This window comes from Micromonospora lupini (assembly GCF_026342015.1).
Lineage (GTDB): Bacteria > Actinomycetota > Actinomycetes > Mycobacteriales > Micromonosporaceae > Micromonospora > Micromonospora lupini_B.
This window is the reverse complement of sequence record NZ_JAPENL010000002.1, coordinates 2,704,838-2,731,073: the sequence shown is the minus strand read 5'-3', so window position 1 is coordinate 2,731,073 and position 26,236 is coordinate 2,704,838. Positions and strand designations below refer to the sequence as shown.

27 protein-coding genes are annotated in these 26,236 nt (G+C 72.1%); 15 read left to right on the top strand and 12 right to left on the bottom strand.

The features are described 5' to 3' along the window. The first annotated feature begins 10 nt into the window (after positions 1 to 10). Positions 11 to 493, top strand: a complete 483-nt coding sequence (locus tag OOJ91_RS27535) for a DUF6232 family protein (protein ID WP_266249479.1) — start codon at positions 11 to 13, stop codon at positions 491 to 493. Next, positions 490 to 861 carry a DoxX family protein gene (locus tag OOJ91_RS27530; protein ID WP_266249478.1) on the top strand — a complete coding sequence of 124 codons (372 nt, stop codon included), beginning with the start codon at positions 490 to 492 and terminating at the stop codon, positions 859 to 861. The genes OOJ91_RS27535 and OOJ91_RS27530 overlap by 4 nt, the downstream gene beginning before the upstream one ends. Before the next feature lie 55 nt (positions 862 to 916). On the opposite strand, the gene OOJ91_RS27525 is transcribed toward OOJ91_RS27530, so the two are convergent. Continuing rightward, positions 917 to 2,476 (bottom strand): alpha/beta hydrolase, encoded by a 1,560-nt coding sequence (locus OOJ91_RS27525; RefSeq protein WP_266249477.1) that lies wholly within the window; start codon positions 2,474 to 2,476, stop codon positions 917 to 919. Between the two features lie 75 nt (positions 2,477 to 2,551). Between OOJ91_RS27525 and OOJ91_RS27520 the strand changes: the two genes are divergently transcribed. Further along, positions 2,552 to 3,280, top strand: coding sequence for a hypothetical protein (locus OOJ91_RS27520; protein WP_266249475.1), 729 nt, complete (start codon positions 2,552 to 2,554; stop codon positions 3,278 to 3,280). Between the two features lie 27 nt (positions 3,281 to 3,307). On the opposite strand, the gene OOJ91_RS27515 is transcribed toward OOJ91_RS27520, so the two are convergent. Continuing rightward, complete coding sequence (locus tag OOJ91_RS27515) at positions 3,308 to 3,766, bottom strand: rhodanese-like domain-containing protein (protein WP_266249474.1); 459 nt, start codon at positions 3,764 to 3,766, stop codon at positions 3,308 to 3,310. A gap of 166 nt (positions 3,767 to 3,932) precedes the next feature. Here OOJ91_RS27515 and OOJ91_RS27510 point away from each other — a divergent pair, with 166 nt between their 5' ends. Next, the gene (locus OOJ91_RS27510) at positions 3,933 to 4,874 is read left to right on the top strand and encodes a helix-turn-helix domain-containing protein (RefSeq protein ID WP_439117131.1); all 942 of its coding nucleotides are present in this window, start codon (positions 3,933 to 3,935) and stop codon (positions 4,872 to 4,874) included. Positions 4,875 to 4,884: 10 nt separating this feature from the next. Here OOJ91_RS27510 and OOJ91_RS27505 read toward each other — a convergent pair whose 3' ends face one another. Together OOJ91_RS27505 and OOJ91_RS27500 are read right to left on the bottom strand one after the other, a co-directional pair. Further along, positions 4,885 to 5,781: a ribokinase gene (locus OOJ91_RS27505; RefSeq protein ID WP_266249876.1), complete on the bottom strand. Its 897-nt coding sequence runs from the start codon at positions 5,779 to 5,781 to the stop codon at positions 4,885 to 4,887. A 10-nt stretch (positions 5,782 to 5,791) separates the two neighbouring features. After that, on the bottom strand, positions 5,792 to 6,634 hold the full coding sequence (locus tag OOJ91_RS27500) for an ABC transporter ATP-binding protein (RefSeq protein ID WP_266249470.1): 843 nt from the start codon (positions 6,632 to 6,634) through the stop codon (positions 5,792 to 5,794). Between the two features lie 131 nt (positions 6,635 to 6,765). Between OOJ91_RS27500 and OOJ91_RS27495 the strand changes: the two genes are divergently transcribed. Together OOJ91_RS27495 and OOJ91_RS27490 are read left to right on the top strand one after the other, a co-directional pair. After that, entirely contained in the window at positions 6,766 to 7,776 is a 1,011-nt protein-coding gene (locus OOJ91_RS27495; protein WP_266249468.1) for an ABC transporter ATP-binding protein, read from the top strand. After that, positions 7,773 to 8,789: an ABC transporter permease subunit gene (locus tag OOJ91_RS27490; protein WP_266249466.1), complete on the top strand. Its 1,017-nt coding sequence runs from the start codon at positions 7,773 to 7,775 to the stop codon at positions 8,787 to 8,789. Before OOJ91_RS27495 ends, OOJ91_RS27490 begins: the two co-directional genes overlap by 4 nt. 114 nt (positions 8,790 to 8,903) lie before the next feature. Here the strand turns inward: OOJ91_RS27490 and OOJ91_RS27485 are convergent, their stop codons facing one another. Then, the gene (locus tag OOJ91_RS27485; protein ID WP_266249465.1) at positions 8,904 to 10,079 is read right to left on the bottom strand and encodes an ROK family transcriptional regulator; all 1,176 of its coding nucleotides are present in this window, start codon (positions 10,077 to 10,079) and stop codon (positions 8,904 to 8,906) included. 166 nt (positions 10,080 to 10,245) lie between these two features. Here OOJ91_RS27485 and OOJ91_RS27480 point away from each other — a divergent pair, with 166 nt between their 5' ends. The 4 genes from OOJ91_RS27480 (at position 10,246) to OOJ91_RS27465 (ending at position 13,572) form a co-directional block, all read left to right on the top strand. Next, a complete protein-coding gene (locus OOJ91_RS27480; RefSeq protein ID WP_266249463.1) occupies positions 10,246 to 11,700 on the top strand; it encodes a glycoside hydrolase family 3 N-terminal domain-containing protein in 1,455 nt (484 codons plus the stop codon). 135 nt (positions 11,701 to 11,835) lie between these two features. Then, positions 11,836 to 12,420 (top strand): hypothetical protein, encoded by a 585-nt coding sequence (locus OOJ91_RS27475; protein WP_266249462.1) that lies wholly within the window; start codon positions 11,836 to 11,838, stop codon positions 12,418 to 12,420. Beyond that, positions 12,417 to 12,911, top strand: a complete 495-nt coding sequence (locus tag OOJ91_RS27470; protein ID WP_266249461.1) for a thiol-disulfide oxidoreductase DCC family protein — start codon at positions 12,417 to 12,419, stop codon at positions 12,909 to 12,911. The genes OOJ91_RS27475 and OOJ91_RS27470 overlap by 4 nt, the downstream gene beginning before the upstream one ends. Next, the gene (locus OOJ91_RS27465; RefSeq protein ID WP_266249460.1) at positions 12,874 to 13,572 is read left to right on the top strand and encodes a TetR family transcriptional regulator; all 699 of its coding nucleotides are present in this window, start codon (positions 12,874 to 12,876) and stop codon (positions 13,570 to 13,572) included. Before OOJ91_RS27470 ends, OOJ91_RS27465 begins: the two co-directional genes overlap by 38 nt. Before the next feature lie 229 nt (positions 13,573 to 13,801). On the opposite strand, the gene OOJ91_RS27460 is transcribed toward OOJ91_RS27465, so the two are convergent. After that, positions 13,802 to 14,464 (bottom strand): GNAT family N-acetyltransferase, encoded by a 663-nt coding sequence (locus OOJ91_RS27460; RefSeq protein WP_266249459.1) that lies wholly within the window; start codon positions 14,462 to 14,464, stop codon positions 13,802 to 13,804. A 205-nt stretch (positions 14,465 to 14,669) separates the two neighbouring features. On the opposite strand from OOJ91_RS27460, the gene OOJ91_RS27455 reads away from it, so the two are divergent. Together OOJ91_RS27455 and OOJ91_RS27450 are read left to right on the top strand one after the other, a co-directional pair. After that, a complete protein-coding gene (locus tag OOJ91_RS27455; protein ID WP_266249457.1) occupies positions 14,670 to 14,858 on the top strand; it encodes a DNA repair protein in 189 nt (62 codons plus the stop codon). Between the two features lie 191 nt (positions 14,859 to 15,049). Then, positions 15,050 to 15,568: a hypothetical protein gene (locus OOJ91_RS27450; RefSeq protein ID WP_266249456.1), complete on the top strand. Its 519-nt coding sequence runs from the start codon at positions 15,050 to 15,052 to the stop codon at positions 15,566 to 15,568. A 181-nt stretch (positions 15,569 to 15,749) separates the two neighbouring features. Here OOJ91_RS27450 and OOJ91_RS27445 read toward each other — a convergent pair whose 3' ends face one another. Next, entirely contained in the window at positions 15,750 to 16,499 is a 750-nt protein-coding gene (locus tag OOJ91_RS27445) for a Clp protease N-terminal domain-containing protein (protein WP_266249454.1), read from the bottom strand. A 60-nt stretch (positions 16,500 to 16,559) separates the two neighbouring features. Beyond that, positions 16,560 to 17,564: a glycosyltransferase gene (locus OOJ91_RS27440; RefSeq protein ID WP_266249453.1), complete on the bottom strand. Its 1,005-nt coding sequence runs from the start codon at positions 17,562 to 17,564 to the stop codon at positions 16,560 to 16,562. 124 nt (positions 17,565 to 17,688) lie between these two features. Between OOJ91_RS27440 and OOJ91_RS27435 the strand changes: the two genes are divergently transcribed. Next, positions 17,689 to 18,504 carry a DUF72 domain-containing protein gene (locus tag OOJ91_RS27435; protein WP_266249875.1) on the top strand — a complete coding sequence of 272 codons (816 nt, stop codon included), beginning with the start codon at positions 17,689 to 17,691 and terminating at the stop codon, positions 18,502 to 18,504. Positions 18,505 to 18,519: 15 nt separating this feature from the next. On the opposite strand, the gene OOJ91_RS27430 is transcribed toward OOJ91_RS27435, so the two are convergent. Further along, positions 18,520 to 20,352, bottom strand: a complete 1,833-nt coding sequence (locus OOJ91_RS27430; RefSeq protein WP_266249450.1) for a glycoside hydrolase family 15 protein — start codon at positions 20,350 to 20,352, stop codon at positions 18,520 to 18,522. 143 nt (positions 20,353 to 20,495) lie between these two features. Between OOJ91_RS27430 and OOJ91_RS27425 the strand changes: the two genes are divergently transcribed. Further along, entirely contained in the window at positions 20,496 to 20,921 is a 426-nt protein-coding gene (locus OOJ91_RS27425) for a VOC family protein (protein WP_266249448.1), read from the top strand. A gap of 22 nt (positions 20,922 to 20,943) precedes the next feature. Here the strand turns inward: OOJ91_RS27425 and OOJ91_RS27420 are convergent, their stop codons facing one another. Together OOJ91_RS27420 and OOJ91_RS27415 are read right to left on the bottom strand one after the other, a co-directional pair. Beyond that, positions 20,944 to 22,158: an FUSC family protein gene (locus OOJ91_RS27420; protein WP_266249446.1), complete on the bottom strand. Its 1,215-nt coding sequence runs from the start codon at positions 22,156 to 22,158 to the stop codon at positions 20,944 to 20,946. 117 nt (positions 22,159 to 22,275) lie between these two features. Further along, positions 22,276 to 24,501 (bottom strand): immune inhibitor A domain-containing protein, encoded by a 2,226-nt coding sequence (locus tag OOJ91_RS27415; protein ID WP_266249445.1) that lies wholly within the window; start codon positions 24,499 to 24,501, stop codon positions 22,276 to 22,278. 289 nt (positions 24,502 to 24,790) lie between these two features. Here OOJ91_RS27415 and OOJ91_RS27410 point away from each other — a divergent pair, with 289 nt between their 5' ends. Continuing rightward, a complete protein-coding gene (locus tag OOJ91_RS27410; RefSeq protein WP_266249444.1) occupies positions 24,791 to 25,633 on the top strand; it encodes an MBL fold metallo-hydrolase in 843 nt (280 codons plus the stop codon). Between the two features lie 10 nt (positions 25,634 to 25,643). Here the strand turns inward: OOJ91_RS27410 and OOJ91_RS27405 are convergent, their stop codons facing one another. Further along, positions 25,644 to 26,030, bottom strand: a complete 387-nt coding sequence (locus tag OOJ91_RS27405) for a hypothetical protein (RefSeq protein ID WP_266249443.1) — start codon at positions 26,028 to 26,030, stop codon at positions 25,644 to 25,646. Positions 26,031 to 26,236: the final 206 nt, after the last annotated feature.

Here is a 26,236-nt window from a genome sequence, read left to right as displayed (position 1 = left end):
AGGCTTAGTGATGACCCTCTATTACCGGGACGACGCGGTGCAGGTGACCTCCGAGTCGATCCGGGCGGGCGGTCAGGTGATCGCCCTGCCCGACGTGACGTTCGTCTGGCACGAACGAGGGCCGAAGACCCTCGCCGTCCGCGGCCGGGTGCTGGGTCGCGGCGTGCTGGTCCTGCTGCTGTCCCTGCCGCCCCTCGTCGGGCTGGTCTGCGTGGTCTCGCTTGCCTGGTCCGCTCAGGACCGGGGCAACTGGCAGTTGGCGCTGATCATCCTCGCCGCCTGCGCGGTGGGGGCGCTGGCACTGGCCCCGTTCCTGGAGATCCCCCTCGGCTGGCTGGACCGCTCCTACGAGCGCGGCAGCCACGTGCACGAGCTGTGGGTGCAGCACCACGGCCAGGAGCACATGCTGCTGCGCACACCCGACGCGCTACGGTTCGGGCAGATCTACCGGGCCGTGCAGCGCGCCGTCGAGCAGCAGGGGGACCATCGATGACCACCCGTCGCGGCGAGGCAGTCGCCCTCGCCGGGCTGCTCGCCACCGCCGGCGTCACCCACCTGCTCCGCCCCCGCCTCTACGACCCGATCGTGCCGCGTGCGCTGCCCGGACCGGCCCGCCTCTGGACGTATGCCAGCGGCGTCGCCGAGCTGGCTGTCGCGGCGGCTGTGGCACACCCGGCCACCCGGCGGGCCGGAGGTCGGGCGGCCGCCGCGCTGTTCGTCGCCGTGCTGCCGGCCAACGTGAAGATGGCTGTGGACTGGCGGCACCGCCGACCGACGAAGCGGGCCATCGCCTACGGCCGGGTGCCGCTACAGGTGCCGCTGGTGTGGTGGGCGCTGCGCGTCGCCCGCGCCGGCCGGTAGACCGACCACCGGCCAGTGGCACGGCGGCCAGCGGCCAGTGGCACGGCGGAGCTGGTCAGCGCAACGGCAGGGTGGTGGCGATCGGCCAGCCCAGCAGAGCCGCGCCCACGAGGGCCGGCAGCCAGCGTGGGGCCGCGTACCGGCGCAGCACGGCCGCCCACAGCACGTGCCAGCCGAGTAGTACGGCGAACAACGGCACCACAAGCAGCACGAACCCGGGTGCCACGCCGACCACCGCCGAGGTGCTCAACACGAGCACGGTGACCGCGACGACCAGCAGGTGTCGCCAGGCCCGGCCGGCGGCGACCAGCTCGACGCCCAGCAGGAACACCAGGCAGCCGGCCACCACCAGCGGAAGCAGCCACCAGCGGGCGCCGACCGGCAGCGCCGAGGTCAGGCCCAGATGGATCGGCAGCGCGACGGCGAGGACCGCGTACGCCGTCAGGGCCAGCGCCGCGACGACGGTGCCCGCCGGCGCACGGCCGTCCGCCGGGTCGAGGACCGCGCCGGGCATTCGCGCCGGGCCCGGCGTTCGCGCCGCACCGGGCAGCCAACGTTGGCCGGCGATCACCAGGAGGCCGCTGACCAGCAGGAACCCGGTGACGTAGCCGCCGACCGCGAGCGGGAGCCGGTTGGTCGGCAGCACCGCCGCGACGACCGCGCCGAATCCGGTCGCGAGGACCGCCAACCCGAGCAGGGCCGGGCCACCGAGCGGCACAATCTCCCCGACCCTCGCTGGGCTGCCCGCCGGCGCCTGGTGGCCGGTGGCCCGCCGGCCCAGGAGCAGGGCCGCCAACGGGACGACGCCGACGGCGAACGCGAGCACCAGCAGCGCCGCCCCGGCGAGCCGGACGAGCGGTCGGGGCGACGCGGTCCCGTCGACGCTGGGCAGCCAGTCGGCGATCTCCTCGTGGGTACGCGGGGCGAAGAGCACCGAGATGTGCTCCACGCCGGGCACCACCACGGCTGGCCGTCGGCCCACCGACGCGCCGCGCCGAGCGGCGTCGTCGGCCGCGCGCCGGAACGCGGGAAACTCCGCCCCGCCGACGATGAGCAGCAGCTCCGCCGGGTGCCCGGGCGGCAGTTCACCGGCGTCGGGCAGCGAGATCGCCAAGGTCCGGGCGATCTCGGGGTGACCGGCCGCGTACCTGGTGACCGCGCCCGCGCCCATCGAGTGCCCGACAAGCATGATCTGGGCCGGGTCGACGTCGGGCCGGGTACGCAGGTAGCCGACCGCGGCGTCCAGGTCGGCGGCGAGCGTCGCCGGTGACATGTCGGGGCCGAGTCGGGCCGAGTTGGCGCCGTGCCCGGCGAAGTCGAACAGCAACGCGACCGCTCCCCGGCGGGCCACGGTGTCGGCGATCGGGCGCATCAGTCGCGCCGAGCCGGCGAATCCGTGCGCGATCACCACACCGGGACGCCGGGCGTCCGCTGTCGGCGGGCCGGCGCGTACCTCGGTCATCGGTACGCCGCCGACGGTGACCTCCCGCACGGAGAGGCCGGCGTCCGCGCGGACCAGCACCGCCGTGCCGAGCGCGGCGGCCAGCGCCGCGAGCACGGCGAGCAGGGCGGCGGCGCGGGTGCTCGGCGGGTGGTGCGGCGAGGCGGCCGACATGCCGGCACCCTACCGTCGGACGCCCCACCACTCGCCCACGAGCGGTTGTGGCCGGGCCGACGCACACTTGGTCCCATGGCGATTCCCCTCCCCACCCCCACGGCCGTGGTCGGCCTGACCCGCTCCGCCCTCGACCAGGCGCTCGGCTCGGCCGCCTCGTTCGCCGCCGTGCCCGCCCGTGCGTTCGCGGTGCTGGACGGGGTGGAGGCGCTGCTGGCCAGGATCAACGGCGTGGTGGATCGGATCGAGACGACCCTGGACCGGACCGACCGGGTGCTCAGCGACGCCGAGGCGGCGGTCCGCGAGGTGGCGGTGATCAGCGCCGCGGCGACCACCGCCATCGACACCGCCAGCGAGGTGGCGACTGCCGCCGCCGTGGTGGTCACCGAGGCGGAGAAGGTCGCGCAGGTCGCCGGCACGGTGGTCACCGAGGCCGAGGCGGTGACCGGCAACGCCGCGGTCACCGTGGGCACCGCCGCGCAGGCGGCCGCCACGGCGGCGGAACTGCTGGCGGCGTACGAGCCGGCGTTGCGGCGGGCCGCACCGATGACCGAGAGGTTCGTCGAGGAGCTGAGTCACGAGGAGATCACCGCGGCGATCCACCTGATCGACGAGTTGCCCAAACTCAAGGAGCACCTGACCGCCGACATCCTGCCGATCCTGGCGACGCTTGACCGGGTCGGGCCCGACCTGCACGACCTGCTGGACGTCACCCGTGACCTCAAGCTCGCCGTGGCGGGCATCCCCGGCCTCGGCATGCTTCGGCGGCGCGGCGAGAAGCTCAGCGACGAACCCGCCGGCTGAGCCCGCGCCGGTCCGTTCACCGCTTCGTCAGCAGTCGCAGGTGATCGACGACAGTGGCGCGGTCAGGTCGTCGACCGGCCGGCGGACCACCCCGGCCCCGGTGACCACCGGCAAGCCTTCCCGCACCCAGTACTCGAACCCGCCGAGCATCTCCTTGACCGGGTAACTGAGCCGGGCGAACTCCAGAGCGGCCCGGGTTGCGCCGTTGCAGCCCGGGCCCCAGCAGTAGGTGACCACCGCCGAACCCTCCGGGATCAGCCCCGCAGCCCGGGCGGCGATATCGGCTGTGGGTAGGTGCACCGCTCCCGGCAGGTGACCCTGCGCCCAGGCCGCCTCCCCCCGGGAGTCGACGACCACCAACCCGGGAGTACGGGCGGACAGGTCGGCGTGCACGTCGCTGACATCGGTCTGGACGCTGAGGCGGGCGAGGAGGTGGGCGGAGGCGGTGGCCGGGTCGGCTGCCGGGACGGCGAAGGTGAAGGTCATGCACCGATCCTGGCTGCCCTCCCAGCTCCGGACGAGTGGCGGGAACGACCTCCTGCGCTAATATCCCGCCATGCCGAGCCGCGTTGTGGCCGCCACTCCACTCCCGGTGCCGACTGCCCGGCGACCGGCCGCCGGACATCGCGTCGCCCTGCTCGCGTACCCGGGGATGTCGATGTTCGAGTCCGGAATCGTCACCGAGGTGTTCGGGCTGCCCCGACCCGAGTTCGACGTCGACTGGTACGACCTGATGGTCTGCGCCGAGCGGCCCGGGCCGGTACCTGTCGTCGGCGGGGCCAGCCTGCACACCCCGTACGGCCTGGCGGAGCTGGCCGCGGCGCAGACGGTCATCGTCCCCGGCGTACCCGACGTGACCGCCGACCCCGCACCCGAGGTGGTGAGCGCCCTGCTCCGGGCACACCAGCGCGGCGCGCGGATCATGTCGATCTGCTCTGGCGCCTTCGCGCTGGCCGGAGCCGGGCTGCTGGACGGGAGGCGGGCCACCACCCACTGGCAGTACGCCGAGCTGTTGGCACAGCGGTATCCGCGGGTCGAGGTGGACCCGGACGTGCTCTACCTCGACGACGGAGACCTGCTCACAAGCGCCGGCAGCGCCGCCGGGCTCGACCTGTGCGTGCACGTGGTACGGCGCGACCATGGCGCGGCGATCGCCAACGCGGTCGCCCGGAGGTTGGTGATCCCCCCACACCGCGACGGTGGGCAGGCCCAGTTCGTCGAGGCGCCGGTGACCACCGGACCGGACGACGACGGGATCGCCCGCAGCATCGACTGGGCGCTCGCGCACCTCGCCGAACCGCTGACCGTGGCTCGACTCGCCGGGCAGGCGCACATGTCACCCCGCACCTACCTGCGGCACTTTGCCCGAGCCACCGGGAGCAGTCCGATCCGATGGCTGATCGACAAGCGGGTCCGGGCCAGCCTGGCGCTGCTGGAGGAGACCGACGCCCCGGTCGAGCAGATCGCCGGCGCGGTGGGCTTCGGCAGCCCGGTCACCTATCGCCACCATTTCGGTCGGGTCATGCTGACCTCGCCGTCGGCGTACCGTCGGGCCTTCCGCACGGGCACGACGGCGGGCGGCCGGGCGGTGTAGCGCGGGCGGGTCAGCCCGGCGCGTACAGCTCGTCGATCTCGGCGCGGCGCGGCAGCGCCACCGAGGCGCCGAGCTTCCGGACGCAGGCCGCGCCGGCCGCCGCCGCCCAGCGCACCGCGTCGACGACGTCCCGTCCCTCGCCCCAGCCGACCGCGAGGGCGGCGGTGAACGCGTCGCCGGCCGCCGTGGAGTCGACCACGTCGACCCGGACCGCGGGCACGTGCGCCTCGGTGCCGTCCCGGTCCACGTACCAGGCGCCCGCGTCGCCGAGGGTGAGCACGGCGCGGGGCACCAGGTCGAGCAGCGCCCGCGGTTCCTCCCGGCCCCGACCGGTGAACGCCTGCGCCTCGCCCTCGTTGACGACCAGCAGGTCCACAGCCCCGAGCAGTTCCGGCGGGAGGTCCCGGGCCGGTGCGGCGTTGAGGATGACCCGGGTGCCGGCGGCGCGGGCGGCAAGCGCGGCGGCGGTCACCGTCGGCACCGGGATCTCCAGTTGGGCGACCAGGACGTCCGCCCCGCGTACCGTGGCCAGTTCCTCGTCGGTGAGGGCGACCAGCGCGTCGTTCGCGCCGGGGGTGACCAGGATGGCGTTCTCGCCCTGGGCGTTGACCATCACGAGCGCCACACCGGAGGTGCCGTAGACGACCCGCAGGTGGTCGGTGTCCACGCCGGCCGCCGTGATCCGGGCCCGCAGCGTGACGCCGAACGCGTCGGAGCCGATCGCGCCGAGGAAGGCGCAGGAGGCGCCGGCCCGGACCGCGGCGATGGCCTGGTTGGCACCCTTGCCGCCGGGCACCATCACGAAGTCGGTGCCGAGCATGGTCTCGCCCGGTCGGGGCAGCGACGGGGCCATCGCGACCAGGTCCATGTTGGCGCTGCCCACCACTGCCACCCGGGTCTGCGGCACGGTCACCCGCTCAGGCGGCGCGCGCGGTGTAGCGGTCGCCGGACCGCTCGACCACCAGCGGCAGACCGAAGGTCTTGGAGAGGTTGTCGCCTGTCAACGTCTCGGCGAGCAGACCCTGGGCGACGACGGCGCCCTCGCGCAGCAGCAGCGCGTGGGTGAACCCGGGCGGGATCTCCTCCACGTGGTGGGTGACGAGCACCATGGCGGGGGCGTCCGGGTCGTACGCCAGCTCGGCCAGCCGGGCGACCAGGTCCTCGCGGCCACCCAGGTCGAGGCCGGCGCTGGGCTCGTCGAGCAGCAGCAGCTCCGGGTCGGTCATCAGTGCCCGGGCGATCTGGACGCGCTTGCGTTCGCCCTCGGAGAGGGTGCCGTAGCGGCGTTCGGCGAGGTTGCCCACGCCGAGCTGGCTGAGCAGCGCCCGCGCCCGCGCCTCGTCGCCACGCTCGTAGCTCTCCTGCCAGCGCCCGACCACCGACCAGGCGGCGGTCACCACCACGTCGCTCACCTGCTCGTCGGCGGGCACCCGCTCGGCGAGCGCGGCGGTGGAGAGCCCGATGCGGGTACGCAGCTCGTTGACGTCGGTGCGGCCGATCCGCTCACCGAGCACGTGTGCGACGCCGGTGGTGGGGTGCAGTCGGCCGGCGGCCAGGTTGAGCAGGGTGGTCTTGCCCGCGCCGTTGGGGCCGAGCACCACCCAGCGCTCGTCCAGCTCGACCCGCCAGGTCAGGTCCTGCAGCAGGGCGGTGCCGGAGCGGCGTACGCCGACGCTGTCGAGGCTGACCACCAGATCCGGGTCCACGGGTGCGGCGGCAGGCGCGACGCCGGCAGCGCCGGGGATCAGGTCACCAGTCACCCGACCATCCAACCACGCAGCGCCGGGGCGCCCCCCATGGGCGGCGCCCCGGTCATAGGGTGAGGCACCGTGTCGTTGATCACCACAACCGGAGGACGACAGATGCCCGATCGACGTACGGAGCCGCGCGGATGAGCGCGGTCATCGAGATCGAGGGTCTGCGCAAGACCTTTCGCAGCGTGCGCCACGGTAAGCGGGTGGCGGTCGACGGGTTCGACCTGCTGGTCGAGGCGGGGCAGATCCACGGTTTCCTGGGGCCCAACGGCTCCGGCAAGACCACCACGCTGCGCGCCCTGCTCGGCCTGGTCCGGGCCGACGGCGGACGGATGACTGTGCTCGGCCAGCCGTCGCCGGAGCTGCTGCCCCGGGTGGCCGGTCGGGTAGGCGCGATCGTGGAGAGTCCACAGTTCTTCGGCAACTTCACCGGGCGTCGCACACTGCGGCTGCTGGCCCGTGCCGGCGGGGTGTCGATCTCCCGGGTGGACGAGGCGCTGGAGCTGGTCGGCCTGCATGACCGGGGCGACGATCGGGTGAAGGGTTACTCGCTGGGCATGAAGCAGCGCCTGGCGGTGGCGTCCGCGCTGCTGAAGGATCCGCAGCTGCTCATCCTGGACGAGCCGGCGAACGGCCTCGACCCGGCGGGCATCCGCGAGATGCGCGACCTGATGCGGTCGCTCGCGGCGGCCGGGGTGACAGTGCTGGTGTCCAGCCACATCCTGGGCGAGATCCAACTGATCTGCGACCACGTCACGATCATCTCCCGGGGGCGGCGGGTCGCGGCCGGCCGGGTGGACGAGGTGCTGGCGGGCCACGACCGGCACGAGTTCCTGGTCCGGGTTGCCGAGCCGGAGCGCGCCGCCGACCTGCTGCACGAGGCGGAGCTCGCGGCGGTCGTCGACGGCGAGGCGCTTGTGGTGAGCGGGGTGACCGATCCGACCGTCATCAGCCGGGTGCTGGGCGAGCAGGGGCTGTGGGTGGGCGAGTTGACGCCGCTGCGGCCCGATCTGGAGAGCGTCTTCCTGGAGCTGACCGGCGCCGGCGAGCATCAGTCGGTGCCCCGCCAGGTCGACGACTCGCCGCTGCCGCCGGGCGCCGACGGCGCCGTGGTGATCGATCTCGACGTACGGGGAGTGGACGCGTGAACCTGGTCCGGGCCGAGTTGGAGCGGCTGTCCGCGCGCCGCTTCGTGCAGCTCATGGTCGTCCTGCTGGCGCTGGCGTTCGCCGTCACCGCGGCGACCACCCTGGCCGGCTCGCACCGGCCGAGCGCGGCCGAGCTCAGCTCGGCGCGGACGAAGGCCGCCGAGGCGCTGCGCGGCATGGAGGCCACCCACCAGCAGTGCCTGGCCCGGCAGAACAGCACGACCCTGCCCGGCGACACGGACGACTTCTTCGCGACCGACTGCGCGGAGCTCGACCCGATCCGGCAGGACCGGTTGCCGATCGCTGCCGACTACCTGCCCGGGGTGTTCAGCTTCGAGCAGCAGGCACGCCCGCTGCTGTACTTCCTCATCGCGTTCCTGGTGCTGTTCGGGTTCCTGGTGGGCGCCTCGTACGTCGGGGCGGATCTGAACTCCGGTGGGGTGGTGAACCTGCTGCTGTGGCGGCCGCGCCGGCTGACGGTGCTCGGCACGAAGCTGGGCACCCTGCTCGGCACGGTGTTGGCGCTGGCCGTGGGGGCCTCCCTGGTCTACCTGGCCACCTTCTGGGTGATCGGGCAGACCGCCGGGTTGGGCGGTCAGCCCGGGGACGACTTCTGGCGTTCGCTGGGCGCCGTGCACGGCCGTGGCCTGGTGCTGGTGCTGTTGGCCGCCGCGCTGGGCTTCGCCATCGCGACGCTGGGCCGACACACCTCGGCGGCGCTCGGCGCGGCCGCCGCGTACACGGTGTTGTGGGAGCTGGGCGCGCGGCTGGTGCTGGAGATCGTCGACGCCCGGCGGCCGGACCGGTTGATGCTCTCCAGCCACATCGGGGCGTGGCTCAACGGCGAGGCGCGTTTCTGGGACAACCAGCTCTGCACGAGCAGCTCCGGCACCGGCTCCTGCTCGGGCTACTACAGCCTGACCTGGGGACCTTCGCTTGTGGTGCTGCTCGCGATCACCGGCGGGTTGACAGTTGCGGCGTTCGCCGTGTTCCGTCGCCGCGACCTGCTCTGAGTGGCTCGCCGGGCCGTCCGCAGCGAGTGGGGCGGCCCGGCGAGAGCACCGGCAAGAGCTTGCAGCTTGATGGCCTGCGGTGAAATATTCCTTCACATGACCGCTCCAGCGGGCTCAGCCGACGGTGGAGCCGAACACCTCGTCGCGGACGGCGTCCAACGCGGTGCGCAGCGCGCCGCGCAGGATCGGCTCCTCGGTGAGGCCGGTGGGCACCACACGTGGCCGAACCAGGGTGATCGCCGCGACCTCCCGCTGCACCCGGTCGGCGAGTGCCGCCCCGCCGGCCTGGCCGACCTCGCCGGCAAGCACGACCAACGGCGGGTCGAGCACCACGCAGGTGCTTGCCACGCCGAGCGCGAGCCGACGGGCCAGCTCGTCGAGCATCGGGCCGCCGGCCGCGCCACCGGCGACTGCCGCGCGGACGGCCTCGGCGGCGTCGGTGTCCGGGTAGCCGTGCTCGCGGGCCACCGCGCGTACCGAGTCGCCGCCGATCACCTGCTGGAAGGCCGGCTTGGCACGACGCGAGACGTCGCGCGGGATGGGCGCTCCGGGCACCGGCAGGTAGCCGATCTCGCCGGCCGCGCCGCTGCTGCCGTGGTGCAGGCGGCCACCCAGCATGATCGCCAGGCCGACGCCGGCGCCCACCCAGACCAGCACGAAGTCGGCCACTCCCTGCGCGGCGCCGGACTGCGCCTCGGCCACCGCTGCCAGGTTGACGTCGTTCTCGAAGACCACAGGTGTGTGCAGGTCGTCGCGCAGCGCGCCGAGCAGACCGCTGTGCCAGCGCGGCAGGTTGAAGGCGAAGGTGATGTCGCCGGTGTGCGGATCGACCAGGCCCGGCGTGCCGAGCACGATCCGCCGTACGCTGCTGAGCTGCGCCTGGGCGCTGCTGGCTGCCTGCACCACGGCGTTGTGCACCACGCCCACCGGGTCGTCGGTGTCCCGCGTCGACTGCTCCACCCTGCCGATGACGGCGCCGGTGATGTCGGCGCAGGCGGCCACCACCCGGTCCGGCCCGACGTCCACCCCGACGACGTGGGCGCTGCTCGGACGCACCGCGTAGAGCTGGGCGTTCGGCCCCCGCCCGCCGGCCTGCTCGCCGACCCGGCTGACCAGGCCGCGCTCCTCCAGCCGCTCGACGAGTTGCGAGGCGGTGACCTTGGACAGGCCGGTCAGCTCGCCGAGCCGGGCCCGGGTGAGCGGCCCGCGCTCGAGGAGCAGTTCCAACGCCGCACGGTCGTTGAGCGCCCGCAACAGGCGGGGGGTGCCGGGCAGCCGGGTCGCACTCATGCCACGTCCTCTAGTTTTAGTAAACCTTGCTAACTGTAAACCGACCTGCGAACGGGTAGCCGTAGCGTAACGGCCACCCGGAGGCATAGTGCTCGGCCGACCCGGCAGGGCGACGACCACCGCGGGTACGACGTTCGTGCCCGGGAGGACCGAAGGGAGAGATCACGTGGGGCTCGATCCAGGACTGCGTCGGCTCGCGCTGGGCACGTTGCTCGCCGCGTACCCGGGGCCGGTCCCGCCCGACTGGGCGGTCGACCTGGTGGCCGACGGACTGGCCGGGCACACCCTGTTCGGCACGAACGTGCACGACCCCGCCCAGGTGGCGGCGAGCACCGCCGCGCTGCGCGCCGGCCGGGCGGACGTGCTGATCGCCATCGACGAGGAGGGTGGCGACGTGACCCGGCTGGCGCACGCCACCGGCAGCCCGTACCCCGGCAACGCCGCCCTCGGCGCTGTCGACGACGTGGCGCTGACCCGACGGGTCTACCGGGCGATCGGCGCCGAGCTGGCCGCGCTCGGCATCACCGTCAACCTCGCCCCCACCGTCGACGTGAACACCGCCGACGACAACCCCGTGATCGGCACCCGCTCGTTCGGCGCCGATCCGGTCCGGGTGGCCGCCCACTCGGCCGCCGCCGTGAGCGGTCTGCAGGCCACAGGTGTCGCGGCCTGCGCCAAGCACTTCCCCGGCCACGGCGCCACAGTCACCGACTCCCACCACGAACTGCCCACTGTCGACGTACCACTGGAATTGCTGCGCCAGCGGGACCTGCCGCCGTTCGCCGCGGTCGTCGCCGCCGGGGCACGTGCCGTGATGACGGCGCACATCCGGGTGCCGGCGCTCACCGGCGACGATCCGGCCACCTTCAGCCGGGCCGTCCTGGTCGACCTGCTGCGTGCCGAGTACGGCTTCACCGGCACGGTGATCACCGACGCGCTGGAGATGAAGGGCGCCGCGGTGGCCGCCGGGGGTGTCGGGCCGGCCGCGGTCCGGGCCCTGTCGGCCGGCGCCGACCTGCTCTGCGTCGGCGCGACTGTCGATGCCGCGCTTGTCGAGCGGGCGGCCACCGAGATCGTCGAGGCGACCGCCGACGGCCGGCTGCCGATCGCGCGGGTCGAGGAGGCGGCCGGCCGCGCCGCCGCGCTCGCCGCCTGGACCCGGACCGCCGGCGGGTCACCCACCACCGAGGACCCCGAGCTGGGGTACGCCGCAGCGCGCCGCGCGGTCCGGGTGGACGGCCTGCTCACCGGCCTGGACCAGCCACTTGTGGTGCAGTTGCACACCGAGTCCACAATCGCCGAGGGACGGGTGCCGTGGGGCCTCGGCCCCCACCTGGACGGCGTGCCGGAGATCCGGGTGATCGCCACTGAGACCGATCCGGCGACTCTGCGCCGGTTGGCCGGCGACCGCCCCATCGTGCTTGTCGGGCGGCACCTGCACCGGCTGCCCGGCGGCCCGGAACTGATCGCCGACCTGGCCGCGGCGCATCCGGTGACAGTGGTGGAGATGGGCTGGCCGGCACAGTGGCGCCCAACTGGCGTACGTGCCTTCGTCACCACGTACGGCGCGAGCCACGCCAACGGCCGCGCTGCGGCCGAGGTGCTCGGCCTGACCCACTGAGCCTGGGCGCCGTCCGGGCGGGCTCCAGGGCTCGACCGGATGGCGCACCCCAGTGTGGCGCGACAGTGTCCACAGTCACTCGTCGCCCCTTCTTGAACATGTTCAACAATCGCCCTAGGCTGACGTCGTCGGTAGTTGAACACGTTCAAGGAAGGCGTCCCCATGGACATCAAGGTCTGGATGTACGTGATCTACCTCGCGGTCAGTGTCGGCCTGACCATCTGGGTGGCTCGGGCGCTGTCCCGCAACGGGCAGGTCTTCCTGGAGGAGGTGTTCGCCGACGAACGACTCGCCCGAGCCGTCAACAGCCTCCTCGTGGTCGGCTTCTACCTGCTCAACCTCGGCTACGTCACGGTGGCCATGAAGCACTCCGACCCGGTGCTCACCACCAGCCAGGCCATGGAGGAGCTGTCCCTCAAGATCGGTCTCGTGCTCCTCGTGCTCGGCGCGCTGCACTTCTTCAACGTCTTCGCACTGGGCCGCTACCGCCGCAACCGACTCCGCCAGCTCGCCACCCACCCCCCGATCGCTCCGATCGGCCGACTCCCCATGCCGTCCGCCCCGCCCGGACCGCAGCCGGTCGGCGCGTACCCGGCCGGACCACACCCGGCCGGCGGGTATCCGGCCGGACCGCAGCCGACGGGCGGGTACCCGGCCGGACCGCAGCCAGCGGCACCGCAGCAGAGCGCCGGGCCGGCGAACAACCCACCGACCCGATGACCGTGCCACCGGCCCACGGCGTCGGCCGGCTCCCGGATCCCACCGCTCACGGGGGCGGTGGGATCCGGGGGTTCACAGTCCTGTTCGACGCGAACTGCCCGCTCTGCCGGGCCGCCCGCCGGTGGCTCTCGTCCCGCGCCCAGCTCGTACCCCTGGAGTTCGTGCCGGCGGGCTCGACCGAGGCCCGGCGGCGCTTCCCCGGCCTGGACCACGACGCGACGCTGCGTGACCTGACAGTCGTGGCCGACACCGGCGAGGTGTACGCGGGCGACGGCGCCTGGTTCGCCTACCTCTGGGCGTTGGCCGACCACCGGTCGGCGGCCGAGCGGCTGTCCCGGCCTCACCTGTTGCCGCTGGCCCGGCAGGTGGTGGCGACCGCCTCCGCGATCCGGGAGCGGGTTCGCGATCCGTGGGCCGAGCCGATCGACGATCCGGCGGGATACCGTGACCCCGATGACCGAGCAACCTGCGCAGACGACCACTGCCGGTGAACCTGCGACCGCCCGGGGCGAGCAGACCCGGCTGCTGATCCGGGACACCGCCATGCGGCTGTTCCGGGAGCGCGGCTATGCCCAGACCACGATGCGGGCGATCGCGCAGGAAGCCGGTGTCGCGGTGGGCAACGCCTACTACTACTTCGGCTCGAAGGACCACCTGATCCAGGAGTTCTACGCCCAGTCCCAGGTCGAGATCCGGGCGGCGGCCCAACCGGTGCTCGACCGGGAGGAGGCGTTCGGCGCGCGGCTGGCCGGGGTGCTGCACGCCGGCATCGACGTGCTGACCCCGTCGCACGACTTCGCGGCGACCTTCTTCAAGACCGCGGCCGAGCCGACCTCTCCACTCAGCCCCTTCTCCGCCGAGTCGTCCGGGCCCCGGCAGGCGGCGATCGACCTGTTCGCCGAGGTGCTGACCGGCTCGACCGCCAAGGTGGACGCGGAGCTGCGCCCTCAGCTACCCGAGCTGCTCTGGCTGGCGTACATGGGCGTCGTCCTCTACTGGGTACACGACCGGTCACCCGGTCAGGTCAAGACCCGGCAGTTGATCGACGGCGTGGTGCCGCTCATCGACAGGCTGGTCGCGCTGTCGCGGTTGCGGGTGCTCCGCCCGGTGACCCGACAGGTGCTCGACCTCATCCGCACGCTGCGTCACTGACCGGTTCAGCCCGTCGGTCGGCTCCGCCGCAGGTCAAGTCCGTTATTCGACACTCCGACCCGACAGCTCGCATCTTGCACCGGGCAGATCCGATACGTAGCGTGATCGACATCGGATCGGCCCGTCAACGACGCGGCCGACCGCCCGAGAACCGGGACCTGGGGGCAGGTTGCGGACCGTGGATCCGGCCCGGGATCCACGGTCCGCGCACTGAGAACGGCTCCCCGTCTCACCGCGGATAGACCCCGTACGCCCGCCAACCCCGGTCCGGGAAGCCCGCCGCCTCCGCGACCCGGGCCGAGGCGTGATTGTCCCTCTCGTGCAGGTACGTCGGCACGGCACCCTCGTCCAGGACCCGCCGCGCCGCCTGCGCCACCAGCCGACGCGCGAGGCCCCGACCCCGGGCCGCCGGGGCGGCGCCAACGGCCAGTTCGTGCCCGAACGCGTCGTGGCGTTTTATCCCGGCGCCGGCCAGGTACGCGCCGTCGGAGTCGCGGACCACGAGCACCGGCCGGTCGAACAGCCGCAGCCAGGGCGGCAGGCCGGGGGCTGTCGACTCGGTCCACTCCCCCACGTCGGGAAGCGGCGCGGGAGAGAGACTCCAGCGGAACGGGCCGTCGTGCACGCGGAAGGTGGGCAGTCCGACGGCCTGCGGCAGTGCCGCGAGCATGCGCTCCGGTGCGCGCCGGACCAACGCCCGGATCGCCGCCACCCGGTCGGGCGCGACGGAGAGCACCGCGCTCCGACCGGTGTCGACGGCCAGGGCCGGACGCAGCCGACCGTCCCAGGCCGGCCTGGCCCGGCGGTGCGAGGCGACCACGTGCAGCCCCGGACCGGCCGGCCACTGGCCGAGCCAGGAGGCGAGGTGCAGTTGCAGCCGCCGGTCGAGCATGCGTACCTCCCGTCACCCACACGTCGTGGATCACCGTACGCCGGGCGGCCCGGTCGGGCGGGCCTTCCCGCCGGGGGCCGGGTGACCCGCGGCCACGACTGCGTCGGGGCGCCGGCGTGCTGCCCGAGATCCGGGAACCGGGTGGCGAGATCGGCCGTCATAGGTATTTCCATACATGGACACCTTTCTTTGGGACGGTATGGTCATGCCGATTCAGCCGAACGACCGCTTCCACCAGGACCCCACGCGACTCTGGCGAGCAGCGGAGGAAGCCGGGCCCGTTCCGGCCCAACCGCGCCACCGGGTGACCCGCGCCACGGGCGCGCTGTCCTGGGCGAAGCTGAACAGCGTGCCGGCCGGCAGCTCCAGCCGGCACGGCCTCAACACGCGCTGACGCACCACACCCGACTACGACCGGATCAGCGCCGTCACCGGCCAGCCCACCGAGTGGCTGGCGCCGAAGGGAACTCTCTGACGTCAGCCGGGGACGACACACCGCAGGAGGACCAGCGGCGGCTTTCGCACACCTGTCGGGTAATTTCTTGTGGTCCGGCACCCCGGCCTACGACAGGAGAAGCTCCGCGCATGGGCAAGAAGACGATCCACGTCTCCGACTTCACCGGCACCGTTCTGCAGCAGGACGACGAGGTGGTTCGTGTCGTCGTCCTGGAGCACCCGGACCTGGTCGCCGGGCCCGTGCAGCTCGACGCCACCCCGGGCGAGGTGGAGAGCATCGACGACGCCGCGCTTGACGTGGCGGTGGTGGAGATCCACGACCGGCACGGCGGCGGCGAGCCCCGACGGGTGGTCCTCACCGCAAGCGAGTTCGACGCGATGGCCACCGACGTCCCGATGGCGCAACTGCTGCGGACTGCCGAGCGGGTCCGCCCACCCAAGGCCCGCAAGGGCCCCGAAAAGATCGACTACGGCACGCTCGAGCACGCCGGGAAGCCGCACCGGGGGCGGGTCACCGAGGAGGAGGCCCGACTGGTCCGCGAGCAGCTCGACGAGGTCAACAAGCGCCTCGCCGACGCGGGCGTGCGCCAGATCGACCCGACCGATCCGGAACACGCCCTGCGGTACGGCTTCCCCGACGCCACCTGAGCGAGCGCCTCAGCAGGCCTTCTTGGCCCGCTTGCGGAAGGCGGTCTCGGTGACCGCCTTCCGCTTGTCAGGCCCCGTGCGACCATCCGAGGCGAGGCCGGGCGAGGGCTCCGTGACGTGCGGCCCGCCAAGGACATGCACGAGCGGTCCTCTCCGGCGCCGGCGACCGTCCCGGTCGCCGTCAGCCAGCGTCGTCGGCCGCTGACGCCTTGACGACGGCCGCGAGGGCGGCGGACAGGTCGGCTTCGACGGCCTCCTTGGTCAGGCCGAGATCGGTGAGTACGCCGGTCCCGTCCTCCTGCTCCACCAGGGCGAGCAGGATGTGCTCGGTGCCGATGTAGTTGTGCCCGAGTCGCAGCGCCTCCCGGAAGGTCAGCTCCAACGCCTTCTTGCCGCGCGCGTCGTACGGGATGAGGTCTGGGACCTGGTCGACCGCCGGCGGAAGGACCGCGCCGACCGCCTCGCGTACCGCCTCGGCTGTCGCACCCCGACCCGCCAGCACCCGAGCCGCCAGCCCCTCCGGCTCGGCGAGCAGACCCAGCACCAGGTGCGCGGGGCCGATCTCGGGGCTCCCCGCGGCGCGGGCCTCCTCCTGGGACGCCACGACCACGTTACGGGCCCTGGGAGTGAACCGACCGAAGCCGGCATTCGGGTCGAGCGCTGCCGCCTCGGTGGAGCCCTTCGCTACGAAGCGCTTCTGGGCGGCCTGCTTGCTGACCCCCATGCTGCGGCCGATGTCGGTCCAGGAGGCGCCCGAGCGCCGGGCCTGGTCGACGAAGTGCCCGATCAGGTGGTCAGCGACCTCTCCGAGGTGGTCGGCGGCGATGACAGCGTCGGTGAGCTGCTCGAGCGCGTCGGTATGCGCTTTCTTGATCGCCTGGATCAGGTCGTCGAGCTTGACGGAGTTGCTCATCTGGAAGGGTTCGGTCATGCGTCAACCATAAGTTGACGACTCCTCGGCGTCAACTTCGAGTTGACGCCCTCTCGTTGGTCACCCGACGAACTCGGGCAGGCGCTTGGCGACGGACGCCGGCGAGGGCATCCGGGCGATCTCCTCGGCGATGTCACGGACCGCGTCACGCTGCGCACCGTACGGCGCGAGCACACGGCGAGTCTGTTCGGCGACCGCGTCCGCGTCCACCTCACCTGGCAGGAGCCGCAGGGCGACACCGGCGGCGCTGAGCGCGGCGGCATCGGCGAACTGGTTGGCGCCCTGCGGAATGAGCACCTGCGGCACACCGGCCGCGAGCGCGCCGAGGGTGGTGCCACTGCCACCGTGGTGCACCACCGCGTCGACGAGCGGCAGCAGCTCCGCCTGCGGCACCCAGCGGTGCACGGTGACCCCGTCGGGAATCTCGCCAAGCTTCTCCGGGGGCACCCGACCCGCCGCGACCACCACCTGCGCACCCAGCGTCGCCAGACCGGCCATGGCCGTCCGGAGCAGTTCCGGCGTGCCGAACGCGGTCCCGAGGGACAGATAGATGAATGGGCGGGACGTCCGGTGTCGCACCTCCGGGGGCAGCGGGGCCGCCGTCGAGAAGGCGACCGGCCGCAGCTCGATCCGACGCTCGGTGCCGAGGAACGTCTCGTCCTGCAGTGAGGGCGGCCAGATGTCGAGGTGCGGGCGGCCGACGACCTCGGCGTTCCTGGTGGGCAGTTCGAGGCCGATGCCGTCGGGAAACAGGCGACCGAACCCGTGCCACAGGCCCGGGATGCCCGCCCGACGGGCGGCGACGGCGGCTCCCGGCATCCCCCACTCGTGCACCACCAGGTCGGGTCGAAGACGCACCAGCTCCGGTTCCAGATCCTCGGCGTACGCCTCGTAGAAGACGTCGCCAGGACGGAATGGCCGTAGGCCGTTCGCGGCGAGCGGCGCGTGCACCGCCTCGCCGGCGGCGAAATGGACCTCGTGACCGGCCTCGCGGGCGGCGATGGCCAACGGGATCAGCGGATAGGTGTGCCCGACGGAGGCAAGACTGGCGAACAGCACGCGCATGGCGCCGGACGCTACCGGCCGCACCGCCGGCCCGGCTCGGCGCACCGACCCCTATACGGTGGGCTCCGGCCAAGCACGGGCTCGGTTCGAGGAGGTGGTCATGCGTCTGCACGTGGGATGCGCGATGTGGAGTCACCGGTCGTGGCCGGGTCGCTCGCTACCGTCCGGAGAGCGCCTGCGGCACTACGCGAGTTGGTGCGACGCCGTCGAGGGAAACACGACGTTCTACGCGACGCCGGCCCGGGACACCGTGGCGTCGTGGGCGGCGCAGACCGATCCGAGCTTCCGGTTCGTCCTCAAACTTCCCAGGGTCGTCACGCACGAACGCCGACTCACCGACGTCGGCGACCCGCTGCGCGCCTTCCTGGACGCGATCGAGCCCCTCGGTCCACGCGCCCACGCTCTCTGGATCCAGCTACCGGGGTCGTTCTCCCCGGCCGACGTGCCCGCCCTCGGCCGGTTCCTCGGCCAGCTCCCCCGCTCCCACCGGTACGCCGTGGAGGTTCGCCATCCCGCGTTCTTCACCGAACCCCGCGCGATCCGGCTGCTCGAGGAGACCCTCACCGCGGCCTCGGCCGAGTGGATTCCCTTCGACACCACTGCGTTCTTCACCAGCCCGCCGACAAGCGACGCGGAACGCGACGCCTGGACCAAGAAGCCACGGGTGCCGCTGCGGTCGGTCGCGCTTACCGACCGCCCGATCGTCCGCTACCTGGGCCGCGACGACAGCGCCCGAACGGTGCAGGGGTGGCGACGCTGGGTCGAGGTCACCGCCGACTGGCTGCGCGAGGGTCGCTCCCCCACCATGTTCGTCCACACACCTGACAACGCCGACGCGCCGCAGCTCGCCCGCCGGTTTCACGACGAGGTACGAGCACGCGTGCCCGGCCTCGACGCCCTGCCCGAACCGATGCCTGTCGAACCCCTGACCCTCTTCTGAGGAGTGCGCCTGCGGTCAGCGCTCGCGGTCGAGGAGGTCGTCGAGGTGATGCGCCGTGCTGATCAGCGAGAGGTGGCTGAACGCCTGCGGGAAGTTGCCGATCTGCTCACCTGTGGGGGCGATCTCCTCCGAGTAGAGCCCCAACGGCGTGCTGTACGTCAGCATCTTCTCGAACGTCAGCCGGGCGTCGTCGAGCCGGCCGGACTGGGCGAGGGCCTGGACGTACCAGAAGGTGCACATGCTGAAGGTGCCCTCGGAGCCGGCGAGCCCGTCCGGCGAGGCCTTCGGGTCGTAGCGGTAGACGAGGCTGTCGGAGACCAGGTCGCCGTCCATCGCGCGCAGCGTCGACTCCCACATCGGATCGGTAGGCGAGATGAAGCCGAGCCCAGGCATCGCGAGGAGCGACGCGTCCAGGATGTCGGTGCCGTAGTGCTGCACGAACGCGCCACGTCCGGGATGGAATCCACGTGCCATGAGCTGCTCGTAGACGGCGTTGCGCTCGATGGTCCAGCGGGCCGTGTCGCCGGGACGTCCATGGCGCTTCGCGAGACGGATGGCACGGTCCAACGCCACCCAGGCCATCAACCGCCCGTAGGTGAAGTCCTGCCGGCCGGACCGGGTTTCCCAGATGCCGTCCTCGGGCTGGTCCCAGTGGTCGCAGAGCCAGTCCATCAACCCCGCCGTCTTCCGCCACGCCTCGTACGAGACGAAAAGCCCGTTTCGGCTGGCGAGATCCAGAGCCAGGAGCGCCTCGCCGTAGATGTCGAGCTGCAGTTGGCCCGCCGCGCCGTTGCCGATTCGCACCGGCGCCGAGCCGCGGTACCCCTCCAGATAACCCAGCACCTCCTCGGGGAGGTCCGGTGAGCCGTCGATCCGGTACATCACCTGGAGGGGGACGTCACCGTCGCGGGCGTCCCGGATGCGCCCGTCGAGCCAGAGAAGATACTTCTCCGCCTCGTCTGTGAAACCGATGCTGAGCAGCGCGTGCACCGAGAACGAGGCGTCCCGGATCCACGTGTAGCGGTAGTCCCAGTTCCGCGGCCCGCCGATCTGCTCCGGCAACCCGGCCGTCGGCGCGGCGACCAGAGCACCCGTCGGGGCGTACGTCATGAGCTTGAGCGTCATCGCGGACCGTTCGACCATCTCCCGCCAGCGACCGGTGTAGGTGGAGCGGCCGATCCACCGCCGCCAGTGGTCGCGGGTCTCGGCGAGCAGTTCACAGGCCTGCTCGATGCTGAGCGCCCGGGGCGCGTGCGGGCAGTCCGTCTCCAGGACGACGCCGCCGATGTCGCCGCCGTGCAGCTCGTAGCGGACGCAGACGCCCTCCGCGTCCCGACGGATCGCCCCGGCGTCGATTAGCCGCTCCGCGTTCTTGAAGGGGGTCAGGGTGAGGGAGAGGGTCGAGCTGCGGAAGACGTCGCCCTCCGGATGGACCTCGAGCTCGTACGGATCCCGCCCGTAGTTGAACCGTGGCCGGCAGTCGAAGCGGAAGCGCATGCTTCCCCGGACCATCCGGACCAGCCGGATCAACCGATGCTGGTCGGTGGCCTGCGCACCGGTGACGGGCATGAAGTCCACCAGCTCCCCCACACCGTCGGCGCTGTGGAAGCGGGTGATCAGGATCGGCGTACCGGGCAGGTAGAGCTGCTTGCTCGTGTACTCGACGCCGTCCGGCGAGAGCTGGAAGTGCCCGCCCCTGCGACGGTCAAGCAGGGCGGCGAAGACGCTCGGCGAGTCGAAGCGTGGCGCGCAGAACCAGTCGATCGTGCCGTCCTTGCTGATCAGCGCTGCGGTCTGCAGGTCGCCGATCAGGCCGTGCTCCTCCACCGCGGGGTACGTCGTCTCCACGTGGGCTCCCGCCGCTCGTCGGGCTGACGGCGGCGACTACCCCGGATACCGCGCGCTACACGGCCCGTCATCTCCGTGTGGGACGAACGTGTCGGTGCCCGCCGATAGCGTGACACCGGACGCCAACGACGAGAGGACACCGGATGAGCCTGCGCGGATTCGCCACGCTGAACGTCTGGGCGGACGACGTGGCGGCGGCCACCGAGTGGTACGCCCAGTTCCTGGGCCAGGACGCGTACTTCTCGCGGCCCGGTCCCGACGGACGTCCGGCCTACACGGAGTTCCGCGTGGGCGACTACCAGGCGGAGCTGGGCATCATCGACCGCCGGTACGCGCCACCCGGCGCGGTGACCGGGCCGGGCGGCGCCGTCATGCACTGGCACGTCGACGACCTCGACGCCACCGTGGCGCGGCTCCTGGCCCTGGGCGCGACGGAGTACCAGCCGATCACGCCGCACGGGGACGAGGGGTTCGTCACCGCGGCGGTTGTCGACCCGTTCGGCAACGTGCTGGGCGTCATGACCAACCCGCACTACCTCGACGTGCTCTCCGCGGGGAGGGCGACGTGACCTGGCGTGCCGAGTCTTCCCCTCAGTTGCGCCGGTACCCGTCCACCGCCCTCCGCACCAGCACCGCCGCACTCTCGGCGTCCAGCCCGCTGGCGACGAGCAGGTCGTGGGCGGCCGTGCGAAACTCGCCTGCGGCGATCAACCCGGAGTAGCCCAGACGGTGGATGTGCGGTCGGGTGGGATCCCGCACGGCCTCCCCCTGCGCCCGTCCGATCATCTCGACACCCATCAGGATCTGCTCGCGGGCCTCCCGCGGCTCCGCACCGTTCTGGATCGTCCAGCGCAGGGTCAGCACGGCGGAGGCCAGCAGGTCGATGGCCGCGGGAAACTCCTCGGGGATGGGTTCCTCGTCCTTGAGCGCCGTCGTGAGTCGTCGGGACAGGGAGCGGCAGCTGTGCAGGCTACGGTCCAGATGCTGGATCGACGCCGTGTGGAAGGCCAGGGAGTCGCGCTCCCGCCAGCGCAGGGGCGCCAGCCGCCCCACCTCCTGGGCGGCGCTGAGCCCGTCGTTCAGGGCGGCCAGCCGGGGGCCGAGTTCCCGCAACCGGCGCAGGCTCCGCTCGGCGTCGGCGAGGTCGCGGCTCCGCAGCGCCGCGGCCAGCTCGTGGATGGTGGCGGCCGCCGGTCCGACGACGGGCTCGGCCAGCCGTAGCAGCGTCCGCTGCGGATGGATGGGCACCAGCAGCAGTCCGACAGCCAGCCCGACCAGTCCGCCGACCGCCGCGTCGACGAAGCGGGGGACGGACAGGTCGCGCACGGGTGGCTCCAGGGTGGCGATGAGGACCGCGGTGCCACCGGCCTGGGTGAGCAGCGAACCACCGCCCTTGAACAGGATGGCGAGGACGATCGCCAGCACGACGACCACGCCTGTCTGCCAGGCTCCGATGCCGAAGAACGGCATGAGGGTGTCGCCGACGGCCAGCCCGAGGATCACCCCGACCAGCAGCTCGACGGTGCGCCGCAGGCGTGACCCCATCGAGGCGGCCACGATGCCGACCGCGGTGGTGGGCGCGAGGACCGGGGACGGGTTGTGCAGGAATTGGTGCGTCACGAACCAGGCGATCGCCGCCGCGATGCCGGCCTGCACCGCGAGCAGGCCGTACAGGCGTAGCCGCCAGGTGCGGGAGCGGAGCCCCTCGTGTGCCCGCTCCCGCAGACCGGCGACCATCCGGCGAGCCCCGAGCCATCCGTGCGGTGCCGGGTCGCCGTCGGTCTCCGGCTCCTGGTTGACGGGCACGCGCGCCGCTTACCCGGCGCGCCCGAACCTATCCGGCGCCACCGCGCCCGCCGGAACGCGACGCGGGGGCACCCGCCGCCGGCCAGGACGGTAGGTGCCCCCGCGACGGGGCGGAGATCAGCTCAGCGAGCTGGCTCCTCCGGGCTGTACGACGCCGTTGACGGTGAGCTGGTACGGCGCGTACTGCGTCACCTGCTCGGTCGGCTCGTCGTACGCCACCACGGCAACGACCTTGGGGAACGCGTCAAGAACTGCCAACTGCACCTTGCCGATCGTGACCTCGGACTTGCCGTTCGACTCGAACTGCCAGGCGATCGAGTGCTTCTCGTCGATGCCGATGAGCCGCAGGTTCCAGTTCTTGACCTGGGTCGGGCGGATCTCGGTGGGCGAGTCGAACGGCGTCAGGCTGGAGCCGTCGCTTATCGTCCTCCCGCCGAGGGTGATGTCGTCGAGCAGCAGCCCGCCCTCGTTGACGCCGCCGTCGCTGACGTAGCGGAAGCCGAGCAGCACGGTCTTGCCGGCGTACGCCGACAGGTCGTACGAGCGTGCCTCGAATCCGTCGGTCGTGCCGTTCAGCGCCGGCCCGAGGGGACCCTCGACCGTGTGGTCACCGGGGATCGCCGTGTACGTCGCGCCGCCGTCGGTCGACACGGTCACGTAGCCGTAGTCGAAGCCGAACTCCGCGCCGTACTTTGCGAGGAACCGCAGCGTCGGGTCCGCGGTCGGCACCTCGACGGAGGTGACGGCCGCCGAGTCCAGGCTGTTGGCGTTGCCGGAGAACAGGACGGCGTTGCCCGGACGGTCCGGATCCTGGGTGGTGCTCGTCCACGCCAGCGGGAGCGCCGGCAGGGTCTTCGCGCCCTGGAACTTCACCGACCGCAGATCGCGACCGGTGAGCACCTTGCCCTTCGCGGCGCCCAGCTGCACGTAGTCGGCCCCGTTCGGCGCGACGCCAGGCGTGCCGTTGGCCGCCGTGCTGGCCAGGTTGACTGTGGAGCGCAGGCTCGGCGTGGTGACCCGGCTCTTGGAGACGCCGAGGGTGACGCCGAGCTTCGACTCGCCGACGAGCTTGTCCAGCAGGGTCATCGACTGGAAGTCGTGGACGACCTGGTAGACGTCGTGCACTCCGACGGTCTCCAGCTCGGCGTCGAGGCTCGCGATGCCCTGCCGTTCGCCGTCTCGGTGCAGCCGGGACATGAAGGCCGCGCCGTAGCGGTCGTACAGGAACATCATCATCGAGTACGCGCTGCCGTAGTCGGCGAGCACCGCGTTCGGGTCGGGGCTCTCGTCCCAGAGGGTCAGGGAGTTCTCCGGCCCGCCGCACTCGCGGGGGTTCGTGTTGTACGGCGTCTGGACGGTGCCGAACCCCTGGTAGCAGTAGAGGTGGCTGTCCGCTCCCCGGTCGAAGACGGTTGCCTTCGAGTTGCTGTAACCGGTGAGCGACATGGCGAAGTCGGAGAGACCCTCGTTGATCCAGTTACCCTCGAACGGGTCGGTGTAGTAGTGCGCCAGGTGCTGCCACTCGTGCGCGAACGTGCCCTCGTAGCTGTTCGGCCGCGCGCTACGACTGGTGCACAGGTCGGCGGTGGGCTCGTCCGGCGGGTTCGCCGTCATCCGGTGCAGCCAGTCGAACGCGTCGACGGTCATCACGTTGCGGTCGAGCAGCTCGTTGAACTGCGCCGAGAAGAACCCGGCGACGTAGGTCGGCGCGGCCGGGAACGTGTAGTAATTGTCGTCGCGCACGTTGTCCACGAGGGTGACGGTCTTGTCGCCCGCGCCCGTGTAGACGCCACCCTTGCCGTCGGCGTCCGGCCCGATCTGGGCGTTCGTGCCGTCCCGGTCCGGCGGGGTGCTGAAGGCGTTGGTCTCCTTCGGGTACATGTTGTGGTCGAACTCGTCGACGAGGTGCTGCACCTGCGTGTCGGTGATCTGCGTCGAGGACGGCACCTGGGCCCGGCAGTCGCCGGCCGGGAATGCCAGGTCGTTGGCGACCCAGACCTCGATGTGCTCGCCGACCGCCCGCAGCGTGTAGTCCTTGCGGTAGACGGTGCCCTGCACGTCGTCGAGGCCGAGCCACTGCCGGACCGTACCGACCGCCGGCGTCTCGCCGGTGGCCTTCTGCGCCTGCCGGCGCGCGTCCGTACGCGGCTGGTAGCGCGAAGGCGTCTCGACGGGCCGCCCATCGAGTGTGAAGTCCTTGCGGGTGAGCTCACGCATGTCACTCGGCGGCGGGGCCTTCGACGCGGCGGATTCCGCCGCTGCCGGTGACGTCGTGACGACGACGGAGAGGGCCGGTAGGACGAGGACGGCGGCGAGCGCCCCAGCGGTGCGGGTGCGTGCCATGGAACCTCCTTCGGGGGTCTGACCCGGTGCCCGTGACCCGGCCGGCGTGCCAGCGGCTCACGTTGATCATTCGACCGACGACACGGTAGCCCGAGGCAACCATGTCCCTCGACCGATCGTGGGAGCGATCCATCTCACCCCGCCGACCTGTTCCCTCCACGCCGTCGGCGTGCTGCACCAGCCGACCGACAACAATGGACAGCCCGGCCGTCTTCCGTCATTCCCGCTCGGCCGCAGTCCGGTCTTGGTGTACTGAAACCGCGAGTACCTGTGGATTCGGGGGCCCAGGATGGCGGCACTGAGCAGAAGAACGTACGTCGCGGGACCCAAACCGGTCGTCGCCGCGAGCGTCCCGCCCGGCGAGAAGGGCGAGGTGTGGTCACCCACCAGCTCGACGCTGATCTTCGGAGATCGCGACGCGGTGCTCGTCGACGCCCTCCTGACCATGGACGAGGGACGCGCGCTTGCCGACTGGGTCGCCGCCAGCGGCCGCAACCTCACCACCATCTACGTCACCCACGGGCACGGCGACCACTTCTTCGGAGCGTCCGCCGTCCTGGAACGCTTCCCCGACGCGCGGATGGTCGCCACCCGGTCGGTGGTGGAACACATGCGCCAGCAGCTCGGCGAGCAGTGGCTCGACGGTTTCTGGCGCAAGGGCTTCCCGGACCAGATCGCCGAGAATCCACCGATCGCAGAAACTCTGGACGACACCACTATCGAGCTTGAGGGCGAGAAACTGGTGGCGGTCGAGGTCGGCCACACCGACACCGACGACACGACGGTGCTGCACGTGCCGTCGCTCGATCTGGTCGTCGCGGGGGACGCGGTCTACAACGGGGTCCACCTCTACCTCGCCGAGGCGGGCAACGGCGGGATGCAACGGTGGCACGCCGCCCTCGACACGGTCGCCGCGCTGCGGCCGTCCGTGGTGATCGCCGGGCACAAGCCCGACGGGGCCGACGACGACCCGGACACGATCGAGCAGACCCGCCAGTACCTGGACGCGTTCGCCGCCGAAGCAGAGCGCGCGGACAACGCCGAGGCCCTGTACGCGGCGATGATCCGCCGCTACCCCGACCGGATCAACCGGTCGGTGGCCTGGAACTCCGCGCACGCGGCCAAGAGCTGACCGCCCGACGTCATGGGGTGCGGTGTCCGCCCGTGTCGTGGGGCAGCCACCGCAGCGCGGCGTCGGCAGTGTCCTCCGGGGTGCTGTTGAAGGCGATCGCCGCGCCGGGAGCATGCTGCCGGACGAGATTGACCATCTTCTCGAAGAGCGGAAGCAGGGGCTCGTGCTTGCGGATGCCGCCGCCGACCACCACGCAGGCGTAGTCCCTGCGGGTCAGCGCCTCGACGACAGCGGCTTCGGGGTTGTCGTCGGGCGCCACCAGGCACAGGTCGGCCTCGACGTCGTGCTCCGCGAAACGGGCCTGACCGCGCGCTATCGCCGCCACGACCGGCGCCGGGTCCCAGCCCGGGATCCGAACCGGATCAAGACCAATCACCAGTACGGGGCCCCGCGCCATACGCACTCCTGTAGAAAGGTCCAGTCTCGCTCAGCACCGTCGATGCTGACACAGATGGTGGCAGCATCGACGGTGGCGTTAGTCCCGGCTGGCCGCGACGGCCTCAGCGCGAGTTGATCGATCGCCCGGTGGCACAGGTACGAGCGCGTGGGCTCGCTGCGGCCTGATCCTGCGATATCGGTAGGCAGCTTGGCTGCTCCACGGGG